Genomic DNA, 25,739 nt, shown 5'->3' with positions numbered 1-25,739 from the left:
GACGGATGAGCGCGACCGGAACGATCGCGGCCGACGAACTCCGGCGCCGGGTCGACGCCGGCGAGGTGCACACCGTGCTGCTCGCCTTCGTCGACGTGCAGGGCCGCCTCCAGGGCAAGCGCTGCGCGGGCCGCTACTTCGTCGACGAGGTGCTGGCCCACGGCTCGTCCGCGTGCGACTACCTGCTCGCCGTGAACGTCGAGATGGAGCCGCAGACCGGCTTCGCGCTGAGCGGCTGGGAACGGGGGTACGGGGACTTCGCCCTGGTCCCCGACCCGGCGACGATCCGGCCCGCCGGCTGGCGGGGCGGCACCGTCGTCTGCTTCGCCGACGCCGTCCACCGTGACGGTACGGCGGTCGCGCCGTCGCCGCGCGAGGTGCTCCGGCGCCAGCTCGACCGGCTCGCCGCCCGGGGCTGGACGGCCCGGGTGGCGACCGAGCTGGAGTTCATCGTGCACCGGGAGTCGTACGACGAGGCGTGGCGGCGCGGCTACCGCGACCTGACCCCCGGCAACCGCTACAACGTCGACTACTCGCTGCTCGGCAGCGCCGAACTCGACCCGTTCCTCGACCGGGTGGTCGGTGCGCTGGCCGCCTCGGGGGTCGCCGTGGAGACGGTGAAAGGTGAGGCCAACCTCGGCCAGCACGAGATCAACCTGCGGTACGACGAGGCGCTGGCCGCCGCCGACACGCACGCGTTCTACAAGCACGCGGTGAAGGAGATCGCCCGGGCCGAGGGGCTGTCGGCGACGTTCATGGCGAAGTGGAACGAGCGCGAGGGCAACTCCTGCCACCTGCACTTCTCGCTCGTCGACGCCGCCGGGCGGTCGGTGTTCGAGGCGCGGCCCGATCTGCTCGACCGGTTCGTCGCCGGTCAGCTCGCCGCCCAGCGGGAGCTGACCCTCGCCTTCGCGCCGAACGTCAACTCCTACAAGCGGTACGCGGTCGGCTCGTTCGCGCCGACCGCGATCGCCTGGGGCGAGGACAACCGCACCTGCGCCGTACGCGTGCTCGGCAGCGGAGCGGGCCGACGCTTCGAGAACCGGGTCGCGGGTGCCGACGTGAACCCGTACCTGCTCGTCGCCGCGGTCGTCGCGGCCGGGCTGCACGGGGTCGACCACGACCTGCCGCTGCCCGCCGCGGAGACGTCGAACGCGTACCTCGCCGACCACGAGCGGCTGCCGGCCGACCTCGGTACGGCGATCGGACTGTTCCGGTCGAGCGGCGTCGCCGCCGAGGCGTTCGGGGCGGAGGTGGTCGCCCACTACGTGCGCGCCGCCGAGGTGGAACTCGCCGACTTCTCCCGGGCGGTCACCGACTGGGAACGGTTCCGGGGGTACGAGCGGCTGTGAGCGCACCCGTCATCGGCATCTGCGCCGCGTACGAGCGGGCCGCCTGGTCGTTCTGGGACCAGCGGGCCGCGATCGTCGCCGAGACGTACGTCGAGAAGGTCCAGGCGGCCGGCGGGGTGCCGGTCGGGCTGATCCCGGACCCCCGGGTCGCCGACGACCCGGGACTGGTGCTCGGGCGGGTCGACGGGCTCCTGCTCATCGGCGGCGCCGACATCGACCCGACCGCGTACGGCGCGCCGCGTACGTCCCGGACCGAGGCGACGTATCCGGCGCGCGACCGGTTCGAGATCGCGCTGGCGACGGCGGCGCTCGCCGCGGACCTGCCGGTGCTCGGCATCTGCCGGGGACTTCAGATCCTCAACGTCGCCAGCGGCGGCACCCTGCACCAGCATCTCGCCGACGAGGGTTTCGCCGAGCACCGCGCGGCACCGGGCCGGCTCGACGGACCGTCGATGCACCCGGTCCACACGACGCCGGGCAGCCTCGCCGAAGCGATCACCGGCCCCGGTGCCCAACTGGTCAACTCGCACCACCATCAGGGAATCGCCCGGACCGGTGGCGGCGCGGCCGTCACGGCGTGGTCGTTGCCGGACGAGTTGCCGGAGGCACTCGAATGGCCGGCGAACCGCTACGCCCTCGGCGTGCAGTGGCATCCCGAGGCGGCCAGCCTGGCCCACACCTTCGCCGACCTCGTCACCGCCGCGGCCGGCTCCCGCACCGCGGGAGCCCACACCGCCGCGGCCTCCACCGCCGGAGCCGTCGCCCCGGCCGGACAGAAAGCGAACCACCGATGATCGAACTCGTCGAACCCGCCACCGGTGAGGTCTTCACCGCCGTCGAGCCGACGGACCCGGCCGCGCTCGACGCGATCGTGGCGGACGCCGCGGCGGCGCAGTGGTCATGGGCCGCCGCCGATCCGGCATACCGCGCGCACGTGCTGCGCGCGATCGCCGACGGGATCGAGCGGGAGCGGGAGGAACTGGCCCGGCTGGAGAGCCGCAACGTCGGCATGCCCATCGCTGACGCCCGGGACGCGGTCGCGGGCGTGGTCGCCACCTTCCGCTACTACTCGGCCGCGCCCGAGCGGCTGCTCGGCGACACCATCCCGGTCGCCGGCGGGATCGACGTCACCTTCCGGGAACCGATCGGCGTCGTCGGGCTCGTCACGCCGTGGAACTTCCCGCTCAGCATCGCGAGCTGGAAGGTCGCTCCGGCGCTGGCCGCCGGCAACGCGGTGGTGTTGAAACCCGCCGAACTCACCCCGCTGACCGCGATCGAGCTGGAACGGATCGCCCGGACGGCCGGGCTGCCCGACCATCTGCTCACGGTCGTCAACGGTCCGGGACCGACGCTCGGCCGGGCGCTCGTGGAACACCCTGGGATCGGCAAGATCGCCTTCACCGGTTCCACGAAGGTCGGTCGGGACATCGCCGCCCGCGCCGCCACCGGGATCAAGCGGGTCACCCTCGAACTCGGCGGAAAGTCGGCCGCGATCATCTTTCCGGACGCCGACCTCGACGCCGCGACGACGGGGCTCGTCGGCGGTGCTTTCGGCAACGCCGGCCAGGACTGCTGCGCCCGCTCGCGGGTCTTCGTGCACGCGTCGGTCCGCCGGCAGTTCCTCGACCGGTTGGCGGCGGTAGTCGCCGGCATCACGGTCGGTGATCCGCTCGCGGAGGGTACGCGGATGGGTCCGCTCGTCTCGGCCCGGCAGCGGGACCGGGTGGCCGCCCTCGTCGCCGACTCCCCGGTCCTGTTCCGGGGCACCGCGCCGGACGGTCCCGGCCACTGGTACGCCCCCACCGTGCTGCACCCGGTCGCCGACGAGCACCCGGTGGCGCGCGAGGAGATCTTCGGTCCGGTGATCTCGGTGCACGAGTTCACCGGCGAGGACGAGGTGGTGCGGCGCGCGAACGCGACCGTGTACGGCCTCGCCGGCTCCGTCTGGACCGCCGACCTGGGGCGGGCGCTGCGGGTCGCCCGGGGGATCGAGGCCGGCGCCCTCGCGGTCAACTCCTACACGTCGGTACGGATCACCACCCCGTTCGGCGGCTTCAAGCAGTCCGGGCTCGGCCGCGAACTCGGACCGTACGCCCTCGACGCCTACACCGAGACCAAGAACGTCTATCTCAGAACGGAAGCCTGACCATGCAGTACCTGAGCGACAAGGTCGCCGTCATCACCGGTGCCGCCGGTGCGATCGGTCGGGAGGCGCTGGCCGTCTTCCGGCGCGAGGGGGCGACGGTCGTCGGCGTCGACATTCACGGCGACGCCGACGCCGACCTCTTCCTCACCGCCGACCTGACCGACGAGGCGCAGGTGGCCGGCGTCTACCGGCGGGTCGCCGCCGAGTTCGGCCGGGTCGACGTGCTTTTCAACAACGCCGGCATCGCTGTGCCGGACGACGGTTCGGTGCTCGACACGTCCGTCGACGTCTTCGAACACGTGCTGCGGGCCAACCTGCTCAGCGTCTTCCTGTGCTGCAAGCACGGCATCCCGCACCTGCTCACCGCCGGCGGCGGCGCGGTCGTCAACACCGCGTCACTGGTCGCGTCGATGGGTTCGGCCGTCTCGCAGATCGCGTACACGGCGTCGAAGGGCGCGGTCCTGTCCCTGTCCCGGGAGATCGCGGTCGAGTTCGCCCGGCGCGGCATCCGGGTCAACGCCATCTCACCGGGTCCGGTGGAGACACCGCTGCTGGCGACGTTGTTCTCGCCGGAGCAGAAGGAGCGGCGGCTGGTGCACGTGCCGCCCGGCCGGTTCGCCCGGCCGCACGAGATCGCCGAGGCGGCGGCGTTCCTGGCCAGCGACGCCGCTTCGTACGTCAACGGCACCGAGTTCCGGGTCGACGGTGGCATCACGGCCGCGTACGTGACCCCGGAGGGCTGACGCCTCGGCCGGGCGGGCCACCGGTCGCGCCGATGCGCCGGCCGGTGGCCCGCCGGTGTCCGGCCACTTGAGACGCGGCAATTGAACGAAACATGTAGATAGTCGAAAATCCCGCATCGTGGATGTCGCGTTTCCAACGCGTTTCACGATGTTTCGGGGCGGTTAACGAAGCGCCCGTGGAGATGAAAGCGCTTTCAAAAGCGTCGACCATCTACGAGGTGGCGCAGCGGGCCGGCGTGTCCATCGCCACCGTGTCCCGCGCGCTGCGGGACTCCGACCTGGTCACCGCCGACACCCGGGCGAAGGTCAGGGCCGCCGCCGCCGAACTGCGCTTCACCCCGAACCGGTCCGGCCGGTCGCTGGCGGAAGGACGCCACGCGGCCAACGGCATCGTCTTCCCCGACCTGGTCGGCCCCTACTACGCCGAGGTGGTCCTCGGCTACGAGGAGGCCGCCGCGGCCGTCGGCAGCAGCGTGCTGATCCTGGCCACCCACGGGCGTGCCGACGCGGCCGCCGCCGTACAGGAACTCGCCGGCCGGGTCGACGGGCTGGCGATCATGGGGCAGACGGTCGGCGACGATGTCGTACGCGACATCGCCGCCACCGGACTGCCCCTGGTGCTGCTGGCCCGCGACCCGGTCCCCGGCGTCGACACCATCCGGACCCGCAACGAACGGACCGCCGGGCAGCTCACCGAACACCTCCTCGGCCACGGCCATCGCGGATTCGCGTTCCTCGGCGACCCGGCCGGCTCCCCCGACGTCGCCGGCCGCTACACCGGTCTCGCCGCCGCGCTGCGGAGGCACGGGCTGATCCCGCCGGCGCCCGTACCGTGCGGTCTCGACCTCGACAGCGGCGAACGCGCGGCGCGCGGACTGCTGACCCGCCCGCCCGACGCGGTCGTCTGCGCCAACGACGAGATCGCGCTCGGCGTCCACCTCGCCGCCGAGCGGCGGCGGATCCACATTCCCGGCGACGTGGCGGTCACCGGCTGGGACGACCTGATGGCGGCCCGGTTCGCGCATCTGACCACCGTCGCCCAGCCGATGCGGGAGCTGGGCACGGTCGCCGCCCGCTGGCTGCACCGCCGGATCGGCGAACGCGCCGCCCGGACCGGCCGCCCGACCGCGGTACGCCGGCGCGTCCTTCCCACCCAGCTCGTCGTCCGGCGCAGCTGCGGCACACACCCCTCGGAGGTGCACAGATGATCAGGAAGCGGAGGACCGCGACGGCCGTCGCGGTGGCGGTGGCCGTGACGCTGGCCGCCGGATGCGGACGTGACTCGGCCGGTACCGACGACGAGGCGAGATCGGTCGCCCAGGGACAGGCGACCGGCGACATCACCGTGTGGGCGATGGGCACCGAGGGCGAGAAGCTCGGCGCCTTCGCGCAGGAGTTCATGACGGAGAACCCCGGGGCCCGGGTGAACGTGACCGCGGTCCCGTGGGACGCGGCGCACCAGAAGCTCGCCAGCGCGATCGCGGCGAAGCAGACCCCGGACGTGTCGATGATCGGCACCACCTGGCAGGGCGAGTTCGCCGGGACCGGCGCGCTCGACCCGACCCCGACCGACCTGATCCGCGAGGACGCGTTCTTCCCCGGCGCCTGGGACACCACGGTGGTCAACGACACCGCGTACGGCGTGCCCTGGTACGTCGAGACCCGGGTCCTCTACTACCGCAAGGACCTCGCCGCGGCCGCCGGCTTCCCGACCGGCCCGGCGAACTGGGACGAGCTGAAGGCGATGGCCAAGGCCATGCAGGCCGGCGGCGCGCAGTGGGGGATCAACCTCCAGCCCGGCAAGACCGGCAGCTGGCAGACCGTGCTCCCGTTCGCCTGGTCGAACGGGGCGAACATCGCCGGCGACGACGGCTACACGTTCGACTCGCCGGAGATGACCGAGGCCCTGGCCTACTACCAGTCGTACTTCACCGAACGGCTCGCCCCGACCGAGCTGGCCGAGGGCGCGCTCGAACCGGCCTTCGTACGCGGTGACATCGGCGCGTTCGTCTCCGGCCCGTGGCACGTCGGACTCCTCAACGAGCAGGGCGGTGCCGGTTTCGCGGACAAGTTCGGGGTGGTGCCGATGCCGGCGAAGAAGAGTGCCACGTCGTTCATCGGCGGCAGCAACCTGGCGGTGTTCAAGGACGCGAAGAACCGTGACGGCGCCTGGAAGTTCATCGAGTGGCTGAGCCGCCCCGAGGTCCAGGTGCGGTGGTACGCCGCGTCCGCCGCCCTGCCGGCCGTGCAGGCCGCCTGGCAGGACGCCAGCCTCTCCGGCGACGCCAACCTGAAGGTGTTCGGCGACCAGCTCGCCGACGTCAAGGCCCCGCCGACGTTCCAGACCTGGGAGCAGGTGGCGGCGGCGTTCGACATCGAGGTGGAGAAGCTGGCCAAGTCCGGCGAGGACCCGGCGACGGTGGCCCGTACGGTCCAGGACCGGGCGGCCTCGATCGGCACCGGGCGCTGAGATGTCCGGACCGACCACGACGGTCGTCGACGCGAAGCCCGCGGCGCCGCCGCGGAAGGTGGGTGACCGCCCGGCGAAACGTGCGTCGAAGTGGCGGCGGGCGGTCACCGGCTGGGCGTTCGCCACCCCGTTCACCGCGTTGTTCCTGGTCTTCATGGCGTTGCCGGTCGTCGCGTCGCTGGCGATGAGCGTGACCGACCTGCGCTCCACCGACCTGCGGAATCCGCTCGCGGTGAACTTCGTCGGCCTGGACAACTACACCCGGCTGTTCGGTGACGAACTGTTCGTCCGGTCCGCGGCGAACACGCTGGTCTTCGTGGTGGTCGGAGTGCCGCTGACCATGGTGCTGGCGCTGGCCGCGGCGAGCGCGCTGAACTCCGGGCTGATCCGGTTCCGGGCCCTGTTCCGGGTCGGTTTCTACCTGCCTGTGGTGACCAGCATCGTCGCCATCGCCGTGGTCTGGCGGTTCCTGCTCGACCCGGAGGCCGGCCTGGTGAACAACCTGCTGCGGCTGGTCGGCGTCGACGGGCCGGCCTGGCTCGGCAACACGGACACCGCGCTGCCGTCGCTGATCGTCATGGCGGCCTGGCGCAACTTCGGGTTCCTGATGGTGATCTTCCTCGCCGGGTTGCAGGGCATCCCGCAGCACCTGTACGAGGCGGCGACGCTGGACGGCGCCGGCCGGTGGCAGCAGTTCCGCAACGTCACCGTGCCGCTGCTGCGCCCGACCCTGCTGTTCGGCGCGGTGGTCACCGGCATCGGGTTCCTCCAGGTGTTCGAGGAGCCGTTCGTGATGACCCAGGGCGGGCCGCTGTCGTCGACGCTGTCGGTTTCGTACCACATCTACAACCAGTTCGGCTTCGGCAACTACGGCTACGCGGCGGCGGCCAGCTACGTGCTGTTCGTCGCGATCGTGGCGCTGTCGGTGCTGCAGTTCCGGCTGCTCGGCGAGAGGGACTGACGATGACGAGCGCCCAACTGCGCGGCCGGGACCGGACGGCCCGGATCTCGCTGTACGCCGTACTCGTCGTGGGTCTGCTCTTCGTGGTCGGGCCGTTCGTCTGGATGGCGCTGGCGGCCGTGAAGCCGGAGCGGGAGATCCGGGCGGTGCCGCCGACCTGGCTACCGGAAACCTGGACCCTGGACAACTTCCGGGAGCTGTTCACCCGGCTCGACTTCCCCACCTACTTCGTCAACTCGACCCTGGTGGCGGTGCTGGTCACCGTCGGGAACCTGATGTTCTGCTCGCTGCTCGGCTACGCCCTGGCGAAGCTGAACTTCCCGGGCCGCAAGGCACTGTTGCTGATCGTGCTCGGCATGCTGATGGTGCCCGGCATGGTGTTGTTCGTGCCGCAGTTCGTGCTGGTCAGCAACCTGGGGTTGGCCAACTCGTACGCCGGGCTGGTCCTGCCCTATCTGGCCGGACCGTTCGGGGTGTTCCTGATGCGGCAGTTCCTGCTGTCCATCCCGGACGACCTGATCGAGGCGGCCCGGGTCGACGGGGCCGGCGAGTGGCGGATCTTCTGGCGGGTGGTGCTGCCGCTGTGCCGGCCGGCCCTGGCCACGCTCGGCATCCTGACGTTCCTGTCGAGCTGGAACAACTTCCTGTGGCCGCTGGTCGTGGCCACCACCGAGGACAAATACACGCTGCCGGTCGCGCTCGCGCTCTACAGCATCGGGGAGAACCGCACCGACTACGGCCTGCTGCTGGCCGGCGCGGTCGTGGTGGTGCTGCCGGTCCTCGTCGTCTTCCTGGTCCTGCAACGGCACTTCATGCGCGGGATCGCCACCACCGGACTCAAGTAGGCCCCACCAGGAAAGACAGTAGGCCCCACCCGGAAAAGACAGTAGGCCCCACCCCGGAAAAGACAGTAGGCACCACCCGGATAGACAGGAGCTGCCCGTGAGACGCCTGCTCGTACCCCTGCTGGCCGTGACCCTGGTCCTGACCCCCGGCGTGGCCGCCGGGGCCGCCGACTCCGGCGACCGGACGCTGCGTACGTACGCGAAGGACACCTGGCGGTCGATGGTCGCGATGACCGACCCCGGCACCGGGCTGGTCGCCGACAACATCAGCGGCGACCTGCGTACGCCGTCGACGTACACCTCGCCGACGAACATCGGCGGCTACATGTGGTCGGCGGTGGTCGCCCGCGAGCTGGGCATCATCAGCCGGAACGAGGCCCGCGACCGGGTGTCGAAGACCCTGGACACGCTCGCCACCCTGGAGCACCACGACGAGTCCGGGATGTTCTACAACTGGTACGACCCGCGTGACGGCTCGGTGGTCACCGTCTGGCCGGACGACGGCAACCCGGTCTACCCGTTCATGTCGAGTGTGGACAACGGTTGGCTGGCGGCCGCCCTGCGGGTGGTCGGCGGCGGCGCCCTGCCGGAGCTGCGCGGCAAGGCCGACCGGGTGCTGTCGAAGATGGACTTCGGCTTCTACTTCAACCCTGAGGCGGCCACCCCGATCGGCACCCGCGGGCTGATCCGGGGCGGGTTCTGGGACGCCGCGCCGCCCGGCTGCTCGGTGCCGCAGGCCGGGGTCTGGTTCACCTGCAACCACTACGACATCACCGTGACCGAGCCGCGGATCGCCACCTACCTCGGCATCGGCAGCGGGCAGATCCCGCCGACGGCGTACTTCGACACGATGCGGACGCTGCCCGACAACTGCGACTACGCCTGGCAGGAGATGCGGCCGCAGGGCTTCACCACCAGCCACCTCGGCCGCGAGGTGTACGAGGGCTCGTACCGCTACCGGGGCATCACGTTCGTGCCGAGTTGGGGCGGTGACATGTTCGAGGCGCTGATGCCCGACCTGTTCGTACCCGAGGCGCAGTGGGGTCCGCGGTCGTGGGGCCGCAACCATCCGGCGACCGTCGCCGCGCAGATCGAGCACGGCCTGCACGACGCCGGGTACGGCTACTGGGGCTTCTCCCCGGCGTCGAACCCGGCCGGCGGCTACGCCGTCTACGGGGTCGACGCGATGGGCATGGACACCGACGGCTACCCGTCGGACGCGCAGGCCACGAAGTACGACGCCGGGTTCGAGGGCTGCCGCCCCGCCGGCCCGGAGCCGGAGTACGGCGACGGCGTGGTCACCCCGCACGCGGCGTTCCTGGCGCTGCCGTACGCGCAGCGGCCGGTGGTGGACAACCTGGCCAAGCTCCGCCGCGACTTCGACGCGTACGGTCCGGGCGGCTTCTACGACGCGGTCAACGTCGGCACCGGGCAGGTCGCGAAGCGGTACCTGTCCCTGGACCAGGCGATGATCATGGGGGCGCTCGGCAACCACCTGGCCCGCGACGTCGTCAAGCGCGCCTTCGTGACGCCGCAGTTCGAGCGCCGGATCCGGCCGCTGCTGGCCCAGGAGACGTTCAACGTCCCGGCCGGCCAGCGGCTGCCGCAGCTCACCGGGAAGGCCGCGTCGTGAGCGTGGCTTCCGCACAGGCCAGTTGGTCGGCCCTGATGGGGGCCGGCGGCGCCCAGGACCGGGAACCGGGCGAGATGGTCGAGGCCGACCTGCCGGCACCCACCGGGGTCCGGGCGGTCGGCGGGCGCGACCAGGTCACCGTGTCGTGGGATCCGGTGCCGGACGCCATCGGCTACGTGGTCTACCGCGCCGGCTCGGCCGAGGGGCCCTTCGAGGTGGTCGACTTCGGCGGCGGCGACGTCCTCGCGGTGCCGCACGGCCCGTTCGCCGACACCACCGACGGGCGGGGCGGCTGGTACGCCGTCGCCGCGCTGGCCACCGTCGCCGCCAGCGGGCCGCTGTCGGCCCCCGTCCGGGTCGGGCCGGGGCCGGCCGACGCCCGGGTGACCGTCGAGGTCGGCTCCGGCACGGTACCGCTGCACCGGGTGTGGCGGGCGATGGTCGGCTCGGAGCACCTCAGTCACCTGCTCAGCGAGGAGTCGACCGGTGGCCGGGTGATCGGCACCGACCTGTCGAACGCGCTGCGCCGGGTCCACGAGGAGTTGGGCGTGGCGACCGTACGCGCGCACGGCATCCTCTGCGACGACCTGGCCGTCGTCCGCGCCGGGGCGTACGACTTCACCGGCGTCGACCGGGTGTACGACGCCGTCCTGGCGCTCGGCTACCGGCCGGTGGTGGAGCTCGGGTTCATGCCCCGGGAACTGGCCCACGACCCGTCCCGGACGGTGTTCACGTACGCCGGGATCATCTCCCCGCCAGCGGATCCCGACGGCTGGGCCGACCTGGTCCGGGCCCTGGTCGCCCACCTCGTCGACCGGTACGGCCGGGACGAGGTCCGCGACAACTGGGCATTCGAGGTGTGGAACGAGGCGAACCTGTCGGTGTTCTGGTCCGGCACACCGGACGAGTACTGGCGGCTGTACGAGGTGACCGCCCGCGCGGTCAAGGAGGTCGACCCCGGCATCGCCGTCGGCGGGCCGGGCTCGGCGGCGGTCGGCTGGATCGACGGGCAACTCGCCGTGGACGCGCCGGTCGACTTCCTCTCCACCCACGTGTACGGCACCCCGCCGCTGGACCTGCGGCCACTGGCCGACGGGCGGCCGCTGCTGTGGACCGAGTGGGGCGTCACCCCGACGCACCACCACCCGATCAACGACACGGTGTTCGCGGCGGCGTTCCTGCTACGCGGGATGCGTTCGGCGGCCGGCCGGGTGGCGGCGCTCGCGCCCTGGGTCGCCTCCGACCACTTCGAGGAACTGGGCCGGCCGGAGCGGCTGCTGCACGGCGGGTTCGGGCTGCTCACCGTCGGCAACCTGGCCAAGCCGAAGTTCTGGGCGTTGAAACTGGCCGAGCGGCTGGGTGAGGTCGAGCGGCCGGTGACGCTGACCGGCGACGGCGCGGGCAGCCTGGTCGAGGCGTGGGCCGGCGGATCCGGGGTGCTGGTCTGGAACGGCACCCTCGACCAGTCCCGGATGCGCGGCGCGGCCGGACTCGACCGGCTGGTGACCGTACGGTTCACCGGGGTCGCGCCGGGCCCGCACACCGTACGGGTGTGGCGGGTCGACGACCGGCACGGCAACATCGGGGCCCGCTGGGCGGCGCTCGGCGGTGGTGCCGACTGGCCGGACGACGAGCAGTGGCTCGCCCTGGCCGCGGAGGACCGCCTGGACGAGGCCGAACCCGCCCATACGGTGACGGCCGACGCGGACGGCACGGTATCGGTGGAAATCAAGCTGCCGATGCCCGGCATCGCGTACCTCGAACTGTCCTGACCGTGAGGATGGCGCCACGGCACTAACGATCACCACACACCGTCACGTAGGAAGGGCGCGGGGGTGGCCGGCCGGTCGACGCACCATGGGAGCGTCCGCCCGCCCGGCGTGCCGTTGACGAGCACCACCGTCGCGGCACGCCGGGCCGCGGCTCGGCCGTTCCGCCGGCTCCGACCCGCCGGATCGGCCGGGCCCGGCGTCCCATCAGCCGATCAGCCCTTGACGCGGGCGCGCCCCGTACCGCATTGTCGACCAAATCGATAGGAGTTGCCGAAAAGTCGGAGGCGATCGTGCGCAAGCTGGTGATCCTCGCCCTCGTGGGGCTGGTCGCGCAACTCGTCGACGGCGCACTCGGCATGGGCTACGGCCTGACCTCGACGTCCCTGCTGCTGGTCGCCGGGGTAACCCCGGCCGCCGCCTCGGCGTCGGTGCACCTCGCCGAGATCGGCACCAACCTCGCCTCCGGCGTCGCCCACTGGCGGTTCGGCAACGTCGACTGGCGGGTGGTGTCCCGGATCGCGATCCCCGGCGCGGTCGGCGCCTTCGCCGGCGCCACGATCCTCAGCGCGATCTCCACCAAGACGGCCGAGCCGTGGATGGCCGGCATCCTCTTCGTGCTCGGCGCCTACCTGCTGATCCGCTTCTCCCGGCCACTGGCGGCCCGCCGCCCGGCCGGACCGCTGCGCGGCCGGTTCCTCGGCCCGCTCGGCCTGTTCGCCGGCTTCGTCGACGCCACCGGCGGCGGTGGCTGGGGCCCGGTCGCGACCCCGGCCCTGCTGGTCTCCGGCCGGATGGAACCCCGCAAGGTGATCGGCTCGGTCGACACCGCCGAGTTCCTGGTCACGGTCGCCGCCAGCATCGGCTTCCTCATCGGCCTGGGCGCCGGCGGCTTCCTGCTCCCGATGGTCCTGGCGCTGCTGATCGGCGGGCTCATCGCCGCCCCGGTCGCCGCCTACCTGGTGCGGATCGTGCCGGCCCAACTGCTCGGCGCGGCCGTCGGCGGGCTCATCGTGCTGACCAACTCGCGCACCCTGGTCGACGCGGCCGCCCTGCCCGGGGCCGCCCGGCCGGTCGTCTACGCCCTGCTGGCCGCCGGCTGGCTGGTCGCGGTGGTGCTGTCCGTACGGATCGTGCTGCGGGCCCGCCGGGCACGACTGACGGCGGCCACCGCCGCCGCGCGGGACGACGCCCCGGCCCGGCCGGGGGACGACGGAACGCCGGACACCCGCCCGCTGGAGCCCGCCAACCGGTGACGCCGGTCGACCTTGCCGCGGCCCGGGGCGGATGTTTCAATGTAGACATCGACGAAATTGATCATCCGATCGACCCGGCGGCTCGACCGCCTGACTGACCCAGGCCGCCTGACTGACCCAGGCCGCCTGACCGACCAGGCCGATTGGCTGGCCAGGCTCAGGGTCGATCGGGCATCGCTGTCGACCGTCGGACGGGAGGTGCGGTGGGTAGCGGCCAACTCCGGCACGACGATCTCGAACTCGACGGCCCGCTGCATCTCGTCGAGTGCCCCGTCGGCCCGACACCCGCCCGAAAGCCCCCCGCTCCCGACCCCGCCGGCGGGTCCGGTCCGCCACGTTCCGCACCCGGCGTGCACTGGGCCGAATACGACGGCGACCTGATCGCGCTCGACCTGCGCACCGACCGCTTCGTCGCCCTCGGCACGCACGCGTCCGCCGTCGTCTCGGCCACGCTCGGCGGCGCCCGCGACCCGCGGGACGACCCGGCGGACCGGGCGATCCTGGACGGGCTCACCGACCGGGGTCTGCTCACCCGCGCCGGCCCGGCCGCCGCGCCGTGGGCACCCGCCCGCCCCGCCCGGCCCGGTGGCGTGACCACCAACACCCCCCGGCCACTGGCCGGCGCGGCACGGACCGCGGCCGACGCCCGGCCGAGCCCCCCACTGCTGCTCGCCGCCCGGTCACACCTGCGGGCGTGCGAGCGCGAGCTGCGCCAGGACGGCCTGTCGGCCCTGCTCGCCGACCGGCCGGCGACCCGTCCGGCGCGGCCCGCCGACCTGACAACAGCCGCCCGACTGGTCCGCGCCCACCTGGCCGTACGGCGGCTCTGGTCCCGGCCCCTGCACCCGGCGACGGCGCCCGCCGCGCTGGCCCGGCACGCCTGGCGGGTCGGGCTGCCGGTCCGGTTCGTCGTCGGCGTACAGAAGCATCCGTTCCACCCGCGGGCGTTCGTCGAGCTGCACGGCACGGTGCTCGACGACGATCCGGAACTGGCCGAGGCGCTGGCCCCGATCCTGGTGGTCGGACCGGACGGGGAGGCGGCGTGACGCAGCTCGCCGGATACGTCGACCTGCACCCCGAGCAGCGGCCCGCCCGCCGGCTGCGCGAGCTGGTCGGCACGGCGGGATCGGTGCCGGTGGAGGGCGACGGCTGGCTGGTCGCCGGCCTGCCGCCGTCCGCCCCCGTGGCCGGCCTACCGGCGCGTGACCCGCTGCCCGGCGACGACGCGCCGGTACTCGTGGTCGCCGGTGCGGCGAACCGGGGGCTGCTCGTCGGCCGGCTCTTCCACCTCGACGGCGACCTGTCGCGGCGGTCCACCGAACCGGTCCCGCTCGACTGGCTGGACCACGACGGGGCGCTGCCCCGGCGCCGCTGGGGCCGGTACGTCGGCGCGGCCGTCCGGCCCGACGGCACCCTGCTGCTGGTCCGGGACCCGATCGGGCACCTGCCCTGCTTCCACGTGCCGTACCAGGGTGGGCTGGTCTTCGCGACCCGGATGGCGCTGCTGGTCGACCTGCTCGGCGAGTGCCCGGCCCCCGACTGGGACCGCCTCGGCACGTTCGTGGTGCAGGGCCCCGGACCGACCACCCGCACGGCGTGGCAGGGGGTGTCGCAACTGCCGCCGGGCACGCGGCTGCGCCGTACCGGTCGGGAGACCAGCCGGGAACCGCTGTGGAGTGCCGCCGCGGTCGCGGCGGGCGGCGGCGCCGACCCGGATCCGGACGCGTTGCGCGAGACACTGCGGGCCTGCACCCGGGCCTGGGTCGGATCGGCCCCGGTGGTGGCCCTCGACCTCTCCGGCGGGCTCGACTCGTCCGCGGTCGCCTGGGCGGTCCACGCCGACCTGCGCGCCGATCAGACCTTCCAGCCCAGGTACGTCTCCTTTCCGGCCGGCGCGTCGCTGGACGAACGGCCGCTCGCCGGCGCGGTGACCCAGCGGCTGGGCAGCGAACTGCTGGTGGTCGACGGCGCCGACCTGCTGCCGCTCACGCCGCCGAAAGGCGAGCTGCCCCGGGCCGACGCGCCGCAGTTGCAGTTCACCGAGGCCCGACTCAACGAACTCCTCGCCGAACAGGCCGGCCCGGCGGCCGAGGCGCTCGGTGGTGGCGGCGGCGACCAGGTCTTCGTGCTCAAGGGCGGCGGCGACCACCTCGCCGACCATCTGCGGCGGCGGGGGGCGCTCGGGCTCGTCGAGGCGTGGCGGGAGAGCCGGCACGGCCTGACCCCGTTTCCGCAGCTGCTCGCCACGGCCGGCCGGGAGTTGCGGCGGGGGCGCCGCCGGGAGCCGGCGCTGACCGGCCACGACTTCGACTTCCCGCGCCCCGCCTGGCTCTCCCCGCCCGATCCGGGCAGCCCGCTCGACCTGCCGGCGGGCGCGGCGGAGCTGTCCGCCGTACGGGCCGGCCAGATCCTCGGTATCGCCTACTGGGGCGACGCCGTCGACCGCGAGCACCGCAATCCCCACCGGCCGAGCGTCTACCCGCTGCTGTCGCAGCCGGTCGTGGAGTTCGCGCTCCGTACGTCGGTGCCGGCGCTCGTCGACCACACCGGGGACCGGCTGCCGCTGCGCCGGGCGGTACGCGGCCTGCTGCCCGGGTCCGCGACCGACGCGGCGGTGAAGGGCTCGTACGCCGGCATGTACCAGTTGGCGCTGCGGCACAACGCCGCGGTGGCCCGCGAGCTGATCATGGATGGCCGGTGCGCCGAGCAGGGGCTCGTCGAGCGGGAGGCGGCGCTGGCCGACCTGAGGGCGACCGGACGCGGCTTCGTCCGCGGCCCGAACTGGCCGCTCTACAACCTGCTCGCGGTCGAGTTGTGGTGCCGGGCCTGGCGGCCCTAGCCGGAACGGGAGAAGAGATGCGCCTGCTCGTGCTCGGTGGTACGGCCTTCGTCGGCCGGGCGGTGGTGGCGGAGGCGCTGACCCGGGGCTGGGACGTCACCGTGCTGAGCCGTGGCGTCAGCGGGCCGCCGCCGGCCGGGGTACGCGCGTTGACCGGCGACCGGACCGACCCGGCCGACCTGCGGCAGCTGGCCGGCGAACGGTGGGACCTCGTCGTCGACACCTGGCGCGACGATCCGGCCGCGGTCCGGGCCAGCGCCGGACTGCTGGCCGGATCGGCCGGGCGCTACCTGTACGTGTCCAGCCTGTCGGTGTACCGCTGGCCGGCCTCCCCCGGCTTCGACGAGGACGCACCGCTGGTCCCGTACCCGCAGCCGGTCGACGGCGACGACTTCGACGCGTACGCGATGGCGAAGGCCGGGGGTGAGCGGGCGGTCCTGGACGCCTTCGGGAAACGGGGTCTGCTGGCCCGCACCGGCCTGATCCTCGGGCCGTACGAGTACGTCGGCCGACTGCCGTGGTGGCTGCTGCGGATGGCCCGGGGCGGTCAGCTGCTGGCGCCGGGGCCGGCCGACCGGGGCCTGCAGTACGTCGACTCCCGTGACCTGGCCGGGTGGCTGCTGTCGGCCGGGGAGCGGGGGCTGTCCGGGCCGTACAACGTGCTGTCCGGGGTCGGGCACACGACCATGGGCGGCCTGCTCGACGCCTGCCGTACGGCGACCGGTGGCGACGCCGAGCTGACCTGGGTCGACGAGGCGTTCCTGCTCGACCACGGGGTACGGGCGTGGAGCGAGCTGCCGATCTGGCTGCCGGCGGGCGACCGGTTGGCGGCCAGCTACGAGGTCGACTCGTCGCGGGCGTTCGCGACCGGGCTGCTCGACTGCCGCCCGGTCGGGGCGACGGTCGAGGACACCTGGCGCTGGTTGGGCACGCTCGCCCCGGACCGGATCGACGTCGAGGCCGGCCAGCGCAAGCCGTGGCTGACGGCGGAGCGGGAGGCGGCACTGCTGGCCGCCTGGCGGGCCTGAGCCCGCCGCTCACCACAGTGGATAGACGTTCTCCCGGCTCTCGTCCGGTGGCTCCCGGCGGTCGTCGGGCCGCTTGCGGTTTCGCCGGGACAGGCTCAGGACCACCCCGGTGACGGCACGGATCAGCTTGTCGAGCACAACCTCTCCCAGATGATGTCAGCGGCCTGCTGGTAGCCGTGGTCGGTCATGTGGACGCGGTCGTAGAACGACCAGCCGGTGAAGCGACGGGCCGCCAGGTCGACGAAGTCGACGCCGAGTTCGGCACAGCCGGCCGCCATCCGGTCGGCGTACGCGTCCCAGTTGGCGGCCACGTGGTCGCGGGCGGTGAGCCAGGGGCCCTGCCGTTCCCGGGCCAGGTCGAACAGTTCCCGTTCCGGTCGGGTCGGGGTACGCAGCACCGGGTCGGCGAACGGCTGGAGGCAGAACAGGACCCGGGCGTCGGGGCGGGCGGCGCCGGCGATGATCCGCAGGTCGCGGAGCTGCCGGTCGAGGGCGGCGGTCATCCGGGCGGCGAGATGGTCGCCGGTGTCGGTGCTCGGCAGCACCTGGCCGGCGGTGTCGGCGGCCCGCTGGTCGGGGATGCCCCGGCCGGGTTCCGCCACGGCCGCGGCGAGGTCGACGATCGGCGTACGCCCCAGGGTGGCGAGCGCACCCTCGAAGAACAGCGGCCCGTAGACCTCGTTGTGGCCGAGCGACTGTAGCGACGCGAAGACGTTGTTGATCCCGGAGCAGATCACGACGCTTGTGGCGTGGGCCAGGAACGGGACGGCGGCGACGAGTTCCTGCAGCGAGTTGCCGGCGTAGATGCCGAGGTTCAGGTAGGGCACGCCGCTGCGGTGGGCCAGCCGCGACGGCAGGGTGGCGCCGTCGCCGCTGGCCCCGACGCCGAAGACGAACGAGCCGCCGAGGACGATGCCGCCGCCGAGGTCCGGCCACCGGTCGGAGTCGACCGTTCCCTGGCCGGAGTCGGACAACCGGTAGCCGAGCCGGTCGGTGTGGAACACCGGGTTGTCGAGGCCCGGCCGGCTGACGAACGTGACGTACGGGCGGAGGAACAGTTCGTTGGCGTCGTACTGCTCGAACTGCGGAACGAGTTCGTACCGCCGGTTCCGGTGCGCCCGATCAAGATCGCGAAATGACACGGTCCTCCACCACCAGTGCGTCGAGTTCACTGCGCCCGAAGGTGGCGATCGCCTCCTCGGGCGTGGCGACGATCGGTTCGCCGCGCAGGTTGAACGAGGTGTTGAGCACGCAGCCGAGGCCGATGCGCTGCCCCAGCTCGGCGATGACCGAGTGGAAGAGCGGGTTCGTCTCGGGAGCGACGGTCTGGATGCGGCCGGTGCCGAAGTGGTCGACGGCCGGGGCACTGGCCGCGAACCGCTCCTCGAGCGGCATGACCATCAGCATGAAGCGGGTCGGCCACTGGTCGGTGCCGTCGCCGGCGACGTACTCCGCCGCCCGGTCGTGGAGCATGGCGGGGGCGAAGGGGCGGAACGGCTCGCGGAACTTCACCTTCTTGTTGATCAGGTCCTTGATGCCGGGGCCGCGCGGGTCGGCCAGGATGCTGCGGTTGCCCAGCGCCCGCGGCCCCCACTCGAAGCGGCCCTGGAACCAGCCGATGACCAGGCCGTCGGCGAGCATGTCGGCGACCGTCGCGGCGAGTGCGGCCGGATCCGGCTGCGTGGTGTACGCGAGCCCGGCCCGGTCGAGGGCCCGGGTCACCGCGTCCGGGGTCGCCTGGGCGCCCCAGTAGGCGTGCCGCATCACGAAGCGGCGCGGCTGCCCGAGCAGGACGTGGTGGGCGTAGAGGGCCGCGCCGAGCGCGCCGCCGGAGTCGCCGGGTGCCGGCGGGATGTACAACTCCTCGACCCCGGCCCGGCGCAGGACCTGGTAGTTGGCCACCCCGTTCAGGGCGACCCCGCCGGCCATGCAGAGCCGGCGGTGGCCGGTCACCTCGACCGCCCGCCGGGCCATCGCCACCACCGCGTCCTCGGTGAACTGCTGGACGCTGGCCGCGACGTCGGCGTACCGGCGGGCCCGCGCCCCGGCCTCGCCCTCGGCGGCGGGGTCGAGTTCGACGCCGGGCGGGCAGGGCGGCATGCCGAGCAGGTCGGCGAGGCGGGGATGGAAGCCGTTGCGTACCGAGCGGTGGTATCGGAAGTAGCGCATGTCGAGCCAGAGGCTGCCGTCGTCGTACTGCCGGGCGACCCGGTCGAGTTCGGCCCGGTAGCGGGGCTGGCCGTAGGCGGCGAGCCCCATCACCTTGTATTCGCCCTCGTTGACCTGGAAACCGAGGAACTCGGTGAAGGCGGAGTAGAGCATTCCGAGCGAGTGCGGGAAGTGCATCGTCTCGCGCAGCCACAACCGGTTCTCGCCGGTGCCGTCCCAGCTGGCGTGTCCCTCCCCGATGCTGGTGGTGGCCCACTCGCCGACGCCGTCGATGGTGAGCGTGGCCGCCGTGTCGAACGGGCAGGCGAAGAACGACGACGCGGCGTGGGAGAGGTGGTGTTCGACGAAGAGCACCCGGGACGCGGGTACGCCGATCGTCTCGCGGATCTGGTCGCCGACCGCCTGCCGGGCGCCGCCGTGGGTGAAGAACCGCTCGAACGGGCCGAAGCTGTGCGGCACCTCGCTGAGGATGGTGGCCACCGCCCGTTCGGCCTTGAGCCGCGGCTTCTCGTAGAAGACGACGTGGTCGAGGTCGCCCGCGCCGAGGCCGGCCGTCTCCAGGCAGAACCGGATCGCGTTGACCGGGAAGCGGTTGTCGTGCTTACGCCGGCTGAACCGCTCCTCCTCGGCCGCGGCCACGAGCTCTCCGTCGACGAGCAACGCGGCTGCCGAGTCGTGGAAGAAGGCGGAGATGCCAAGGATGATCATGCTGTGCTCCGTGGGCCGGCGGGACGGACGGCGGTCAGTTGAGTCGGCGGGCGCCGTCCAGGGTGGCGGGCCCGGACCGCGCCGGCCGCCAGTTGGTCCGGGCCGGCGGTCGGCGTACGCCGAGCGGGTCGCCGAGCAGGCGTACGACGACGCCGACCGGCACCAGCAGGCCGTACGCGACCAGCAGCAGGCCGCGCCGCAGGCGGTTCACCGGTCCACCACCCGTACCTGGTGCATCCACGGTCGGGCGGCGAACTGGTTGTGGGTGCCGACCCGGTAGCCGTGCACCCGGCGGTTGATCCCGTAGATGCCCTTGAGGAAGACGAGCATCGGCGCCGGGACGAGTTCGGCCATCCGGGCCTGGTAGCGGTGGTAGAGCCGGCGCCGCTCGGCCCGGTCGACGGTGCCGAGTCCGGCGTCCAACGCCGCGTCGACCTCGGGGTCGGTGAAGGTGAAGCAGTTGAAGCCGGCCTCGATCGCCGCCGACGAGAACAGCTCCGACTGGTCGGGGTCCTGACCCCAGGTGTACGCGAGCAGGAAGACACCGAAGTCGCGGTTCTGCACGACCTTGCCCATCAGCTCGCCGAAGTCGAGCAGGGTCAGCTCGACGTCGACGCCCAGGCGGCGCCAGCTCTCGGCGAGGACGTGGGCGGTGTCGACCCACGCCTTCGTGTTGGTGCCGGCGACGACCTCGAACCGCAGCGGCTCGCCGTCACGCTCGCGTACGCCGGTCGGGCCCGGCCGCCAGCCGGCGTCGTCCAGCAGCGCCGCCGCCCGCTCCGGCTGGTACGGGTAGCGCGGCTCGACGCCGGGGTCGTAGGCCCAGGACGTGGGGGGCAGGATCGAGTCGGCGACGCTCGCCTGGCCGAGGTAGACCTCCTTGACCATGGTCTCCCGGTCGACCGCCAGCAGCAGCGCCTGCCGGACCCGGACGTCGCCGAGGATACGGCCGGCCGGGGTGGCGGGATCGAGCTGGCAGGCGTAGAAGTTGCCGGTCGGCAGGTCGATGACGGTCGTGTCGAGATGGGATACCCCGGCGAGTTCGCCGAGCCGGGACGGGTCGACGAGTCCGATGTCGACGGTGCCGGCGCGCAGCGCGTCGGCGACCGCCAACCCGGTCGGGAAGATCCGGTAGACGAACCCGTCGAGCTGGCTCGGCCCCCGGTGGTGGTTCGGGTTGCGGGCGAAGCGGATCTCCTCCGGGGTGCGGCCGGTGACCGCGAAGACCCCGCTGACGACGGCCGGCGCGGTGTTGTACGCGTCGGAGGTGGCCACCGCCTCGGCGGTGGGCTCCGGCAGGACGTGCCGGGGCAGGATCCCGTGCTGCGCCTGGGCGGTCAGGAACGGCGCGTACTCCCGGTGGGTCCGGAAGACCACCGTGCGGGCGTCGACGGCGGACACCTCGGCAAGGTGCCGGGTCAGCTCGCCCCGGTGCGGCGAGGGCAGGTCCCCGTACTCCGGGGCGGTCATCAGCCGGTAGGTGAAGACCACGTCGTCGGCGGTCAGCGGGGTCCCGTCCGACCAGCGCAGCCCGTCGCGCAGGGTGAAGCGGTAGGTGCGTCCGTCGGCCGCCACCGCGGGCACCTCGACCGCCAGGGCGGGCAGCAGATTGCCGTCGGCGTCGGAGGTCAGCAGCCCCTCGAAGCACAGGCCGGACACCAGGGAGCTGAAGGTGTCCTGCACGAGCACGGGGTTGAAGGTGGCGATGTCCTCCGCCCAGCCCTCGACGAGCGTGGCAGGGGTCGGGTCGTCGGTCATTCTCTCTCCCTCCGGTGGGCTACTGGTGCTGGAGCAGCCAGGCGTGGACGTCGGTGACCCGGTGGGCGAGCACCGCGAGGTGGCCGTCGGTCGGCGGGATGTCGATCCGCTCGGCCCGCAGCGTCGCGGCCAGCCAGTCGGCGTGGGCCGCCGGCACCATCGCGTCCTGTTTGCCGTGCCAGACACCGACCGGGCAGGTGATCGAGGCCAGGTCGAATCCCCACGGCCGGACGAGGGCGAGGTCGTCGTCGGACCACCCGTCGAGGCCCGGCCGCAGCCCGGTCCGGATGCCGTCGACGAGAGGTCCGCCGAATCCGGTCCGGGCGACCTGCGCGTCCGACTCGTCGAGGAACCCGTCGAGCCCGTCGATCAGGTCCTTCCGGTCGACGGTCGCCATCGCGGTCGCGGTCGGTTCGAGCAGCGGGTTCAGCGCCTGCGGCCCCTGGCGGGCGGCGACCAGTTCGGCGACGTTGTCCTCGCGCATCCCGTCGAGCACGTCGAATCCGGGCGCGTCCCAGGGGGCCAGCCCGCCGAGGCTGGCGACGGCGGTGACCCGGCCGGGAAGCAGAGCGGCACAGGCCAGGGCGTGCGGCCCGCCGCCGGAGACGCCCCAGGTGGCGAACCGGTCGATGCCGAGCGCGTCGGCCACGGCCGCGATGTCGGCGGCGACGTCGGCCACCGAGCGCCCGGGCAGCCGGGTCGACCCGGCGTAGCCGGGGCGGGCGACGCCGACGAGACGGATGCCCCGGTCCCGGGCGTCGTCGGACCAGGTGGGCCAGAGCAGCGGCGCGCCCGGGGTGCCGTGGTGGACGACGACCGGCCAGCCCCCGGGCAGGCCGTCCTCGACCACGTGGAGTTGGCGCCCGTCCCTGTCGACCGTGTGCTCGTGCATGTGTTCCCTTCCACGTGGTTCGTCGTTCTTCGGTACCGTCAACGGATGTGACCCCGCCCCACATCGACCCCGACGACGCGCTCGACCCCGACGACGCGCTCCTCGACCGGATCCGGGTCGCGTACGACACGGTGGCGCAGCCGTACGCCGAGCAGTTCGCCGACGAACTCGCGCACAAGCTCCTGGACCGGGCCCTGATCGACGGCTTCGCCGACCAGGTACGCGCAAGCGGCGTCGACGGCCCGATCGCCGATCTCGGCTGCGGCCCCGGGCAGGTGACCCGCCATCTGGCCGACCGCGGCCTGCCCGTGGTCGGCGTGGACCTCTCGCCCGAGATGGTGCGCCTGGCGCGGGAACGCCATCCGGGAATCGACTTCCGGGAGGGCTCGATCCTCGGACTGTCCGACCCGGACCGGAGCGTGGCCGGTGTGCTGTCGCTCTATTCGGTCATCCACCTGCCCCGGCCGGTGCTGCCCCGGGCGCTGGCCGAGTTTCACCGGGTGCTGCGACCGGGCGGGATCCTGCTGCTCGCCTTCCACATCGGGGCGGGCCAGTTGCACGTCGACACCTGGTTCGACCGGCCGGTGTCCTTCGACGGCCACCTCTTCGACCCCGACGACGTGGCGGACTGCCTGGCGCGGACCGGGTTCGAGGTGCGGGCCCGGATGCGGCGCCAGCCGTATCCGGGCATCGAGGCGCCGACCGAGCGGGCGTACCTGTTCGCGCACCGTCCGGCCGGATAGCCCGGACCGCGTCGTCGGGGTCGTCGTCGCCATGGCAGGGTCCGCCGTCGTCAGCCGAGCGGGATCGACTGCTCGAAACGGAAGAGGTTCTGCGGGTCGTACTGCGACTTGATCCGCTTGAGCCGGGCGAAGTTCTCGCCGTAGTAGGCGTCGCCCCAGTTCGTCAGGTCGGGGTCGGGAAAGTTCGGGTAGACCCGGCCGCTGCCCCACGGGTGCACCGCCGACCAGGACTCGGTGACCCACCGGTACGCCGCCTCCTTCGCCCCCTGCGACGCCTCGGGCGTGACCATGACGGCGTGCTTCAGGCTGAACGAGGTGTCCCGGTGGACGAAGGCGGTCGCGTGCCGGTCGGTGCGGGCGTACCCGCCACCCCACGGCGCCAACTCCAGGCCACGTACCTCGCCGGCGGTGCGGCCGGCGACGAAGACCTCGGCCAGCCGGTCGATCGCCTCGTCGGCGATCGGGCCGTCGAAGAACTCGCCCTTGGTGAACCGGCAGCCCTGCCGTTCGATCTGCCCCTGCGGGGTCTCCACGACCTGGTTGTTGACCGCGCTGAGCAGACCGGCCTGGTAGAGCGCCGTCTCCCGGTAGTCCATCTCGCGGCAGTTGACCCGGGCCGGTTCCCGGCCGCAGCGCTCGACGAGTTCGCCGATCAGCTTCATCGCGTCGGACTCGGTGCCGACCATCGCCCCGAAGAGTTCCGCCACGGCCGGCTCGTCGAGGTCGTCCATGGCGGTGAAGCCGAGGCCGGCGGTCATCTCCTCCGGCGCCGACGGGGCCCACCGCTGCCAGGCCTTCAACACCTCGGCCGCATCCTGGAAGTCCCACTCGATGTAGAAGTTGGTCATCCGGGGTGCCGGCCGGGCGTCGAACGTCAACGCGGTGACCACGCCGAAGTTGCCGGCGCCGGCACCGCGCAGCGCCCAGAAGAGGTCGGGGTGGCGCTCGGCATCGGCGGTGACGACGGTGCCGTCGGCGAGGACCACCTCCGCGGCGACCACGTGGTCGAGGGTCAGCCCGTAGAGCCGGCCGAGGACCCCGATGCCGCCGCCGAGGGTGGTGCCGCCGACGCCGACCGACGGGCAGGATCCACCGGGTACGACGAGTCCGTGGTCGATCAGCGCGTTGGTCATCGCGCCGATCCGGATACCGGCGCCGACCTCGACCCGGGAACCGTCCACTTTCACCTGGGCCATCGGGGTGACGTTGACGACCATGCCGCGGCTGGAGGAGAAGCCGGCGAAGCAGTGCCCGCCGCTGCGTACGGCGAAGTCGATGTCGTTGCGCCGGGCGAACGCGAGCGCCTCCACGACGTCCTGGTGCGTGGCGCACATGACCACGGCCTGCGGCAGGATCTCGTCGAAGCGGGCGATGAACGGCTTCCTGGTCCACTCGTACGCGGGATCGCTGTCGAGCAGCAGCTGTCCGTCGAGCGACTGCCGCAGGCTCGACCAGTCGATACCGACCATGGAGGCTCCTCGTTTCTTCCTAGGCGATCCGGTGCGCGTGGGTCGGCGCCGGCAGGCAGGTGGTGAACAGGCGGGTGTCGCTGTCGTCGTTCCGGCTGAAGAAGTGGAAGTCGAGGTCGGACCCCTTTCCGGTGGCCGGATAGCCGAGCATGAAAGCCGGGTCGGTGAGCGGCTTCATCGACAGCAGAAGGTCGGCGACGTCCCACCCGTCGGCGGGGTCGACGAGGGTGGACGGCACCGGGACGAAGCCGAGGCGGGCCTTGAACGCGAAGAGTCCGGGCATGACGAGGTGCCCGTACAGGTTGGGGTCGTTGCCGAGGGTGACCCGGGCGTAGCCGGCCTCCCGGGCGGCCCGGACCGCCTCCAGATAGATGATGCGGGACAGGCTGGCGTTGCGCTGCTCGCCGGCGACGGCGGAGAACCGGACCCGGGTGACGCCGACCTCGGGGCACAGTTCGCCGATCGCCGCGCCACACAGTTCTTCGCCCCGGTAGGCGCCGAGCAGGAAGAAGCGGTCGAGTTTGGCGTTGATGGTGTCCCAGTGCGCGCCGGCGACCGGGAGGCCGTTGCGCAGCCGGGACACCGCGTCGGTGTAGAGCCCGAGGAAGGCGTGCCAGCCGGCCTCGTCGAGCGGGGTCCGCCGCCAGGTCAGCTCGGCGGCGGCCACCGCGCGACGGGCCTTGGCAACGCCCTCGCGCTCCTTGCGGGAGATCCGGGACAGGAAGTCGCGTTCGTCGGCGCCGGTGTCGGCGAGCCAGGTGACCCGGTCCGGTTTCACCACGAAGCCGGCGGCGGCGAGGTCGGGCCAGGTATCGGGTTCCGGCCGGTCGACCCGGACCAGGTCGACGTCGGTCTGATGGCGCGACCAGTCGGTGGTCAGCGCCTCTTGGACGCCGACGGTCGCCATCCGCAGGCCGACCAGTTCGGTGGTCTGCATGGTCACCGCCCCACCGGCCGG

The 25,739-nt window shown here is 72.8% G+C and carries 23 protein-coding genes; 15 read left to right on the top strand and 8 right to left on the bottom strand.

The window, feature by feature from the left end:
• Window positions 1-5 precede the first annotated feature (5 nt).
• From Prubr_RS13770 to Prubr_RS13705, 14 genes are all read left to right on the top strand, one after another.
• Window positions 6-1,352 (top strand): glutamine synthetase family protein, encoded by a 1,347-nt coding sequence (locus Prubr_RS13770; protein ID WP_212825496.1) that lies wholly within the window; start codon window positions 6-8, stop codon window positions 1,350-1,352.
• A complete protein-coding gene (locus Prubr_RS13765; RefSeq protein ID WP_212825494.1) occupies window positions 1,349-2,146 on the top strand; it encodes a gamma-glutamyl-gamma-aminobutyrate hydrolase family protein in 798 nt (265 codons plus the stop codon). The genes Prubr_RS13770 and Prubr_RS13765 overlap by 4 nt, the downstream gene beginning before the upstream one ends.
• Window positions 2,143-3,498 (top strand): aldehyde dehydrogenase family protein, encoded by a 1,356-nt coding sequence (locus Prubr_RS13760; RefSeq protein WP_212825492.1) that lies wholly within the window; start codon window positions 2,143-2,145, stop codon window positions 3,496-3,498. Before Prubr_RS13765 ends, Prubr_RS13760 begins: the two co-directional genes overlap by 4 nt.
• A 2-nt stretch (window positions 3,499-3,500) precedes the next feature.
• Complete coding sequence (locus tag Prubr_RS13755) at window positions 3,501-4,241, top strand: SDR family oxidoreductase (protein ID WP_212825490.1); 741 nt, start codon at window positions 3,501-3,503, stop codon at window positions 4,239-4,241.
• Window positions 4,242-4,423: 182 nt separating this feature from the next.
• Window positions 4,424-5,449, top strand: coding sequence for a LacI family DNA-binding transcriptional regulator (locus tag Prubr_RS13750; RefSeq protein WP_212825488.1), 1,026 nt, complete (start codon window positions 4,424-4,426; stop codon window positions 5,447-5,449).
• Window positions 5,446-6,711 (top strand): sugar ABC transporter substrate-binding protein, encoded by a 1,266-nt coding sequence (locus tag Prubr_RS13745; RefSeq protein WP_246568657.1) that lies wholly within the window; start codon window positions 5,446-5,448, stop codon window positions 6,709-6,711. Before Prubr_RS13750 ends, Prubr_RS13745 begins: the two co-directional genes overlap by 4 nt.
• 1 nt (window position 6,712) lies before the next feature.
• Window positions 6,713-7,672: a carbohydrate ABC transporter permease gene (locus Prubr_RS13740; protein WP_212825486.1), complete on the top strand. Its 960-nt coding sequence runs from the start codon at window positions 6,713-6,715 to the stop codon at window positions 7,670-7,672.
• A gap of 2 nt (window positions 7,673-7,674) precedes the next feature.
• Window positions 7,675-8,517, top strand: coding sequence for a carbohydrate ABC transporter permease (locus Prubr_RS13735; protein ID WP_212825484.1), 843 nt, complete (start codon window positions 7,675-7,677; stop codon window positions 8,515-8,517).
• A 97-nt stretch (window positions 8,518-8,614) separates the two neighbouring features.
• Window positions 8,615-10,150: a glucoamylase family protein gene (locus Prubr_RS13730; protein ID WP_246568656.1), complete on the top strand. Its 1,536-nt coding sequence runs from the start codon at window positions 8,615-8,617 to the stop codon at window positions 10,148-10,150.
• Window positions 10,147-11,922 carry a GH39 family glycosyl hydrolase gene (locus tag Prubr_RS13725; protein ID WP_246568654.1) on the top strand — a complete coding sequence of 592 codons (1,776 nt, stop codon included), beginning with the start codon at window positions 10,147-10,149 and terminating at the stop codon, window positions 11,920-11,922. Before Prubr_RS13730 ends, Prubr_RS13725 begins: the two co-directional genes overlap by 4 nt.
• Before the next feature lie 290 nt (window positions 11,923-12,212).
• Entirely contained in the window at window positions 12,213-13,175 is a 963-nt protein-coding gene (locus tag Prubr_RS13720; RefSeq protein WP_212825482.1) for a sulfite exporter TauE/SafE family protein, read from the top strand.
• 203 nt (window positions 13,176-13,378) lie between these two features.
• A complete protein-coding gene (locus Prubr_RS13715; RefSeq protein ID WP_212825480.1) occupies window positions 13,379-14,221 on the top strand; it encodes a lasso peptide biosynthesis protein in 843 nt (280 codons plus the stop codon).
• The gene (locus tag Prubr_RS13710; RefSeq protein ID WP_212825478.1) at window positions 14,218-16,014 is read left to right on the top strand and encodes an asparagine synthase-related protein; all 1,797 of its coding nucleotides are present in this window, start codon (window positions 14,218-14,220) and stop codon (window positions 16,012-16,014) included. Before Prubr_RS13715 ends, Prubr_RS13710 begins: the two co-directional genes overlap by 4 nt.
• A 17-nt stretch (window positions 16,015-16,031) precedes the next feature.
• Window positions 16,032-17,042: an NAD-dependent epimerase/dehydratase family protein gene (locus Prubr_RS13705; RefSeq protein WP_212825476.1), complete on the top strand. Its 1,011-nt coding sequence runs from the start codon at window positions 16,032-16,034 to the stop codon at window positions 17,040-17,042.
• 9 nt (window positions 17,043-17,051) lie between these two features.
• Here the strand turns inward: Prubr_RS13705 and Prubr_RS37660 are convergent, their stop codons facing one another.
• The 6 genes from Prubr_RS37660 to Prubr_RS13680 are packed head-to-tail and all read right to left on the bottom strand — an operon-like array spanning window position 17,052 to window position 22,569.
• A complete protein-coding gene (locus tag Prubr_RS37660; RefSeq protein ID WP_281425911.1) occupies window positions 17,052-17,180 on the bottom strand; it encodes a hypothetical protein in 129 nt (42 codons plus the stop codon).
• Complete coding sequence (locus tag Prubr_RS13700; protein ID WP_212825474.1) at window positions 17,165-18,184, bottom strand: SGNH/GDSL hydrolase family protein; 1,020 nt, start codon at window positions 18,182-18,184, stop codon at window positions 17,165-17,167. Before Prubr_RS13700 ends, Prubr_RS37660 begins: the two co-directional genes overlap by 16 nt.
• Window positions 18,165-19,919 (bottom strand): carbamoyltransferase family protein, encoded by a 1,755-nt coding sequence (locus Prubr_RS13695; RefSeq protein ID WP_212825472.1) that lies wholly within the window; start codon window positions 19,917-19,919, stop codon window positions 18,165-18,167. The genes Prubr_RS13700 and Prubr_RS13695 overlap by 20 nt, the downstream gene beginning before the upstream one ends.
• Window positions 19,920-19,953: 34 nt before the next feature.
• Window positions 19,954-20,130, bottom strand: coding sequence for a hypothetical protein (locus Prubr_RS13690; protein WP_212825470.1), 177 nt, complete (start codon window positions 20,128-20,130; stop codon window positions 19,954-19,956).
• Window positions 20,127-21,677, bottom strand: a complete 1,551-nt coding sequence (locus Prubr_RS13685) for a peptide ABC transporter substrate-binding protein (RefSeq protein ID WP_212825468.1) — start codon at window positions 21,675-21,677, stop codon at window positions 20,127-20,129. Before Prubr_RS13685 ends, Prubr_RS13690 begins: the two co-directional genes overlap by 4 nt.
• Before the next feature lie 19 nt (window positions 21,678-21,696).
• Window positions 21,697-22,569, bottom strand: a complete 873-nt coding sequence (locus Prubr_RS13680) for an alpha/beta fold hydrolase (protein WP_212825466.1) — start codon at window positions 22,567-22,569, stop codon at window positions 21,697-21,699.
• A 47-nt stretch (window positions 22,570-22,616) separates the two neighbouring features.
• On the opposite strand from Prubr_RS13680, the gene Prubr_RS13675 reads away from it, so the two are divergent.
• Complete coding sequence (locus Prubr_RS13675) at window positions 22,617-23,312, top strand: class I SAM-dependent DNA methyltransferase (RefSeq protein ID WP_212825464.1); 696 nt, start codon at window positions 22,617-22,619, stop codon at window positions 23,310-23,312.
• Between the two features lie 50 nt (window positions 23,313-23,362).
• Here the strand turns inward: Prubr_RS13675 and Prubr_RS13670 are convergent, their stop codons facing one another.
• Window positions 23,363-24,781 carry an FAD-binding oxidoreductase gene (locus Prubr_RS13670; protein ID WP_212825462.1) on the bottom strand — a complete coding sequence of 473 codons (1,419 nt, stop codon included), beginning with the start codon at window positions 24,779-24,781 and terminating at the stop codon, window positions 23,363-23,365.
• A gap of 19 nt (window positions 24,782-24,800) precedes the next feature.
• On the bottom strand, window positions 24,801-25,724 hold the full coding sequence (locus Prubr_RS13665; RefSeq protein WP_212825460.1) for a hypothetical protein: 924 nt from the start codon (window positions 25,722-25,724) through the stop codon (window positions 24,801-24,803).
• Window positions 25,725-25,739: the final 15 nt, after the last annotated feature.

The organism is Polymorphospora rubra, from assembly GCF_018324255.1.
Taxonomy (GTDB): Bacteria; Actinomycetota; Actinomycetes; order Mycobacteriales; family Micromonosporaceae; genus Polymorphospora; species Polymorphospora rubra.
This window is presented reverse-complemented; position numbering and strand designations above follow the sequence as displayed.

Bases quoted from the DNA above. Each gene is read 5' to 3' on its own strand.
- Prubr_RS13770 (WP_212825496.1), top strand. From the start codon at position 6: ATGAGCGCGACCGGAACGATCGCGGCCGACGAACTCCGGCGCCGGGTC.
- Prubr_RS13760 (WP_212825492.1), top strand. From the start codon at position 2,143: ATGATCGAACTCGTCGAACCCGCCACCGGTGAGGTCTTCACCGCCGTC.
- Prubr_RS13755 (WP_212825490.1), top strand. From the start codon at position 3,501: ATGCAGTACCTGAGCGACAAGGTCGCCGTCATCACCGGTGCCGCCGGT.
- Prubr_RS13750 (WP_212825488.1), top strand. From the start codon at position 4,424: ATGAAAGCGCTTTCAAAAGCGTCGACCATCTACGAGGTGGCGCAGCGG.
- Prubr_RS13745 (WP_246568657.1), top strand. From the start codon at position 5,446: ATGATCAGGAAGCGGAGGACCGCGACGGCCGTCGCGGTGGCGGTGGCC.
- Prubr_RS13740 (WP_212825486.1), top strand. From the start codon at position 6,713: ATGTCCGGACCGACCACGACGGTCGTCGACGCGAAGCCCGCGGCGCCG.
- Prubr_RS13735 (WP_212825484.1), top strand. From the start codon at position 7,675: ATGACGAGCGCCCAACTGCGCGGCCGGGACCGGACGGCCCGGATCTCG.
- Prubr_RS13705 (WP_212825476.1), top strand. From the start codon at position 16,032: ATGCGCCTGCTCGTGCTCGGTGGTACGGCCTTCGTCGGCCGGGCGGTG.
- Prubr_RS13695 (WP_212825472.1), bottom strand. From the start codon at position 19,919: ATGATCATCCTTGGCATCTCCGCCTTCTTCCACGACTCGGCAGCCGCG.
- Prubr_RS13685 (WP_212825468.1), bottom strand. From the start codon at position 21,677: ATGACCGACGACCCGACCCCTGCCACGCTCGTCGAGGGCTGGGCGGAG.
- Prubr_RS13680 (WP_212825466.1), bottom strand. From the start codon at position 22,569: ATGCACGAGCACACGGTCGACAGGGACGGGCGCCAACTCCACGTGGTC.
- Prubr_RS13670 (WP_212825462.1), bottom strand. From the start codon at position 24,781: ATGGTCGGTATCGACTGGTCGAGCCTGCGGCAGTCGCTCGACGGACAG.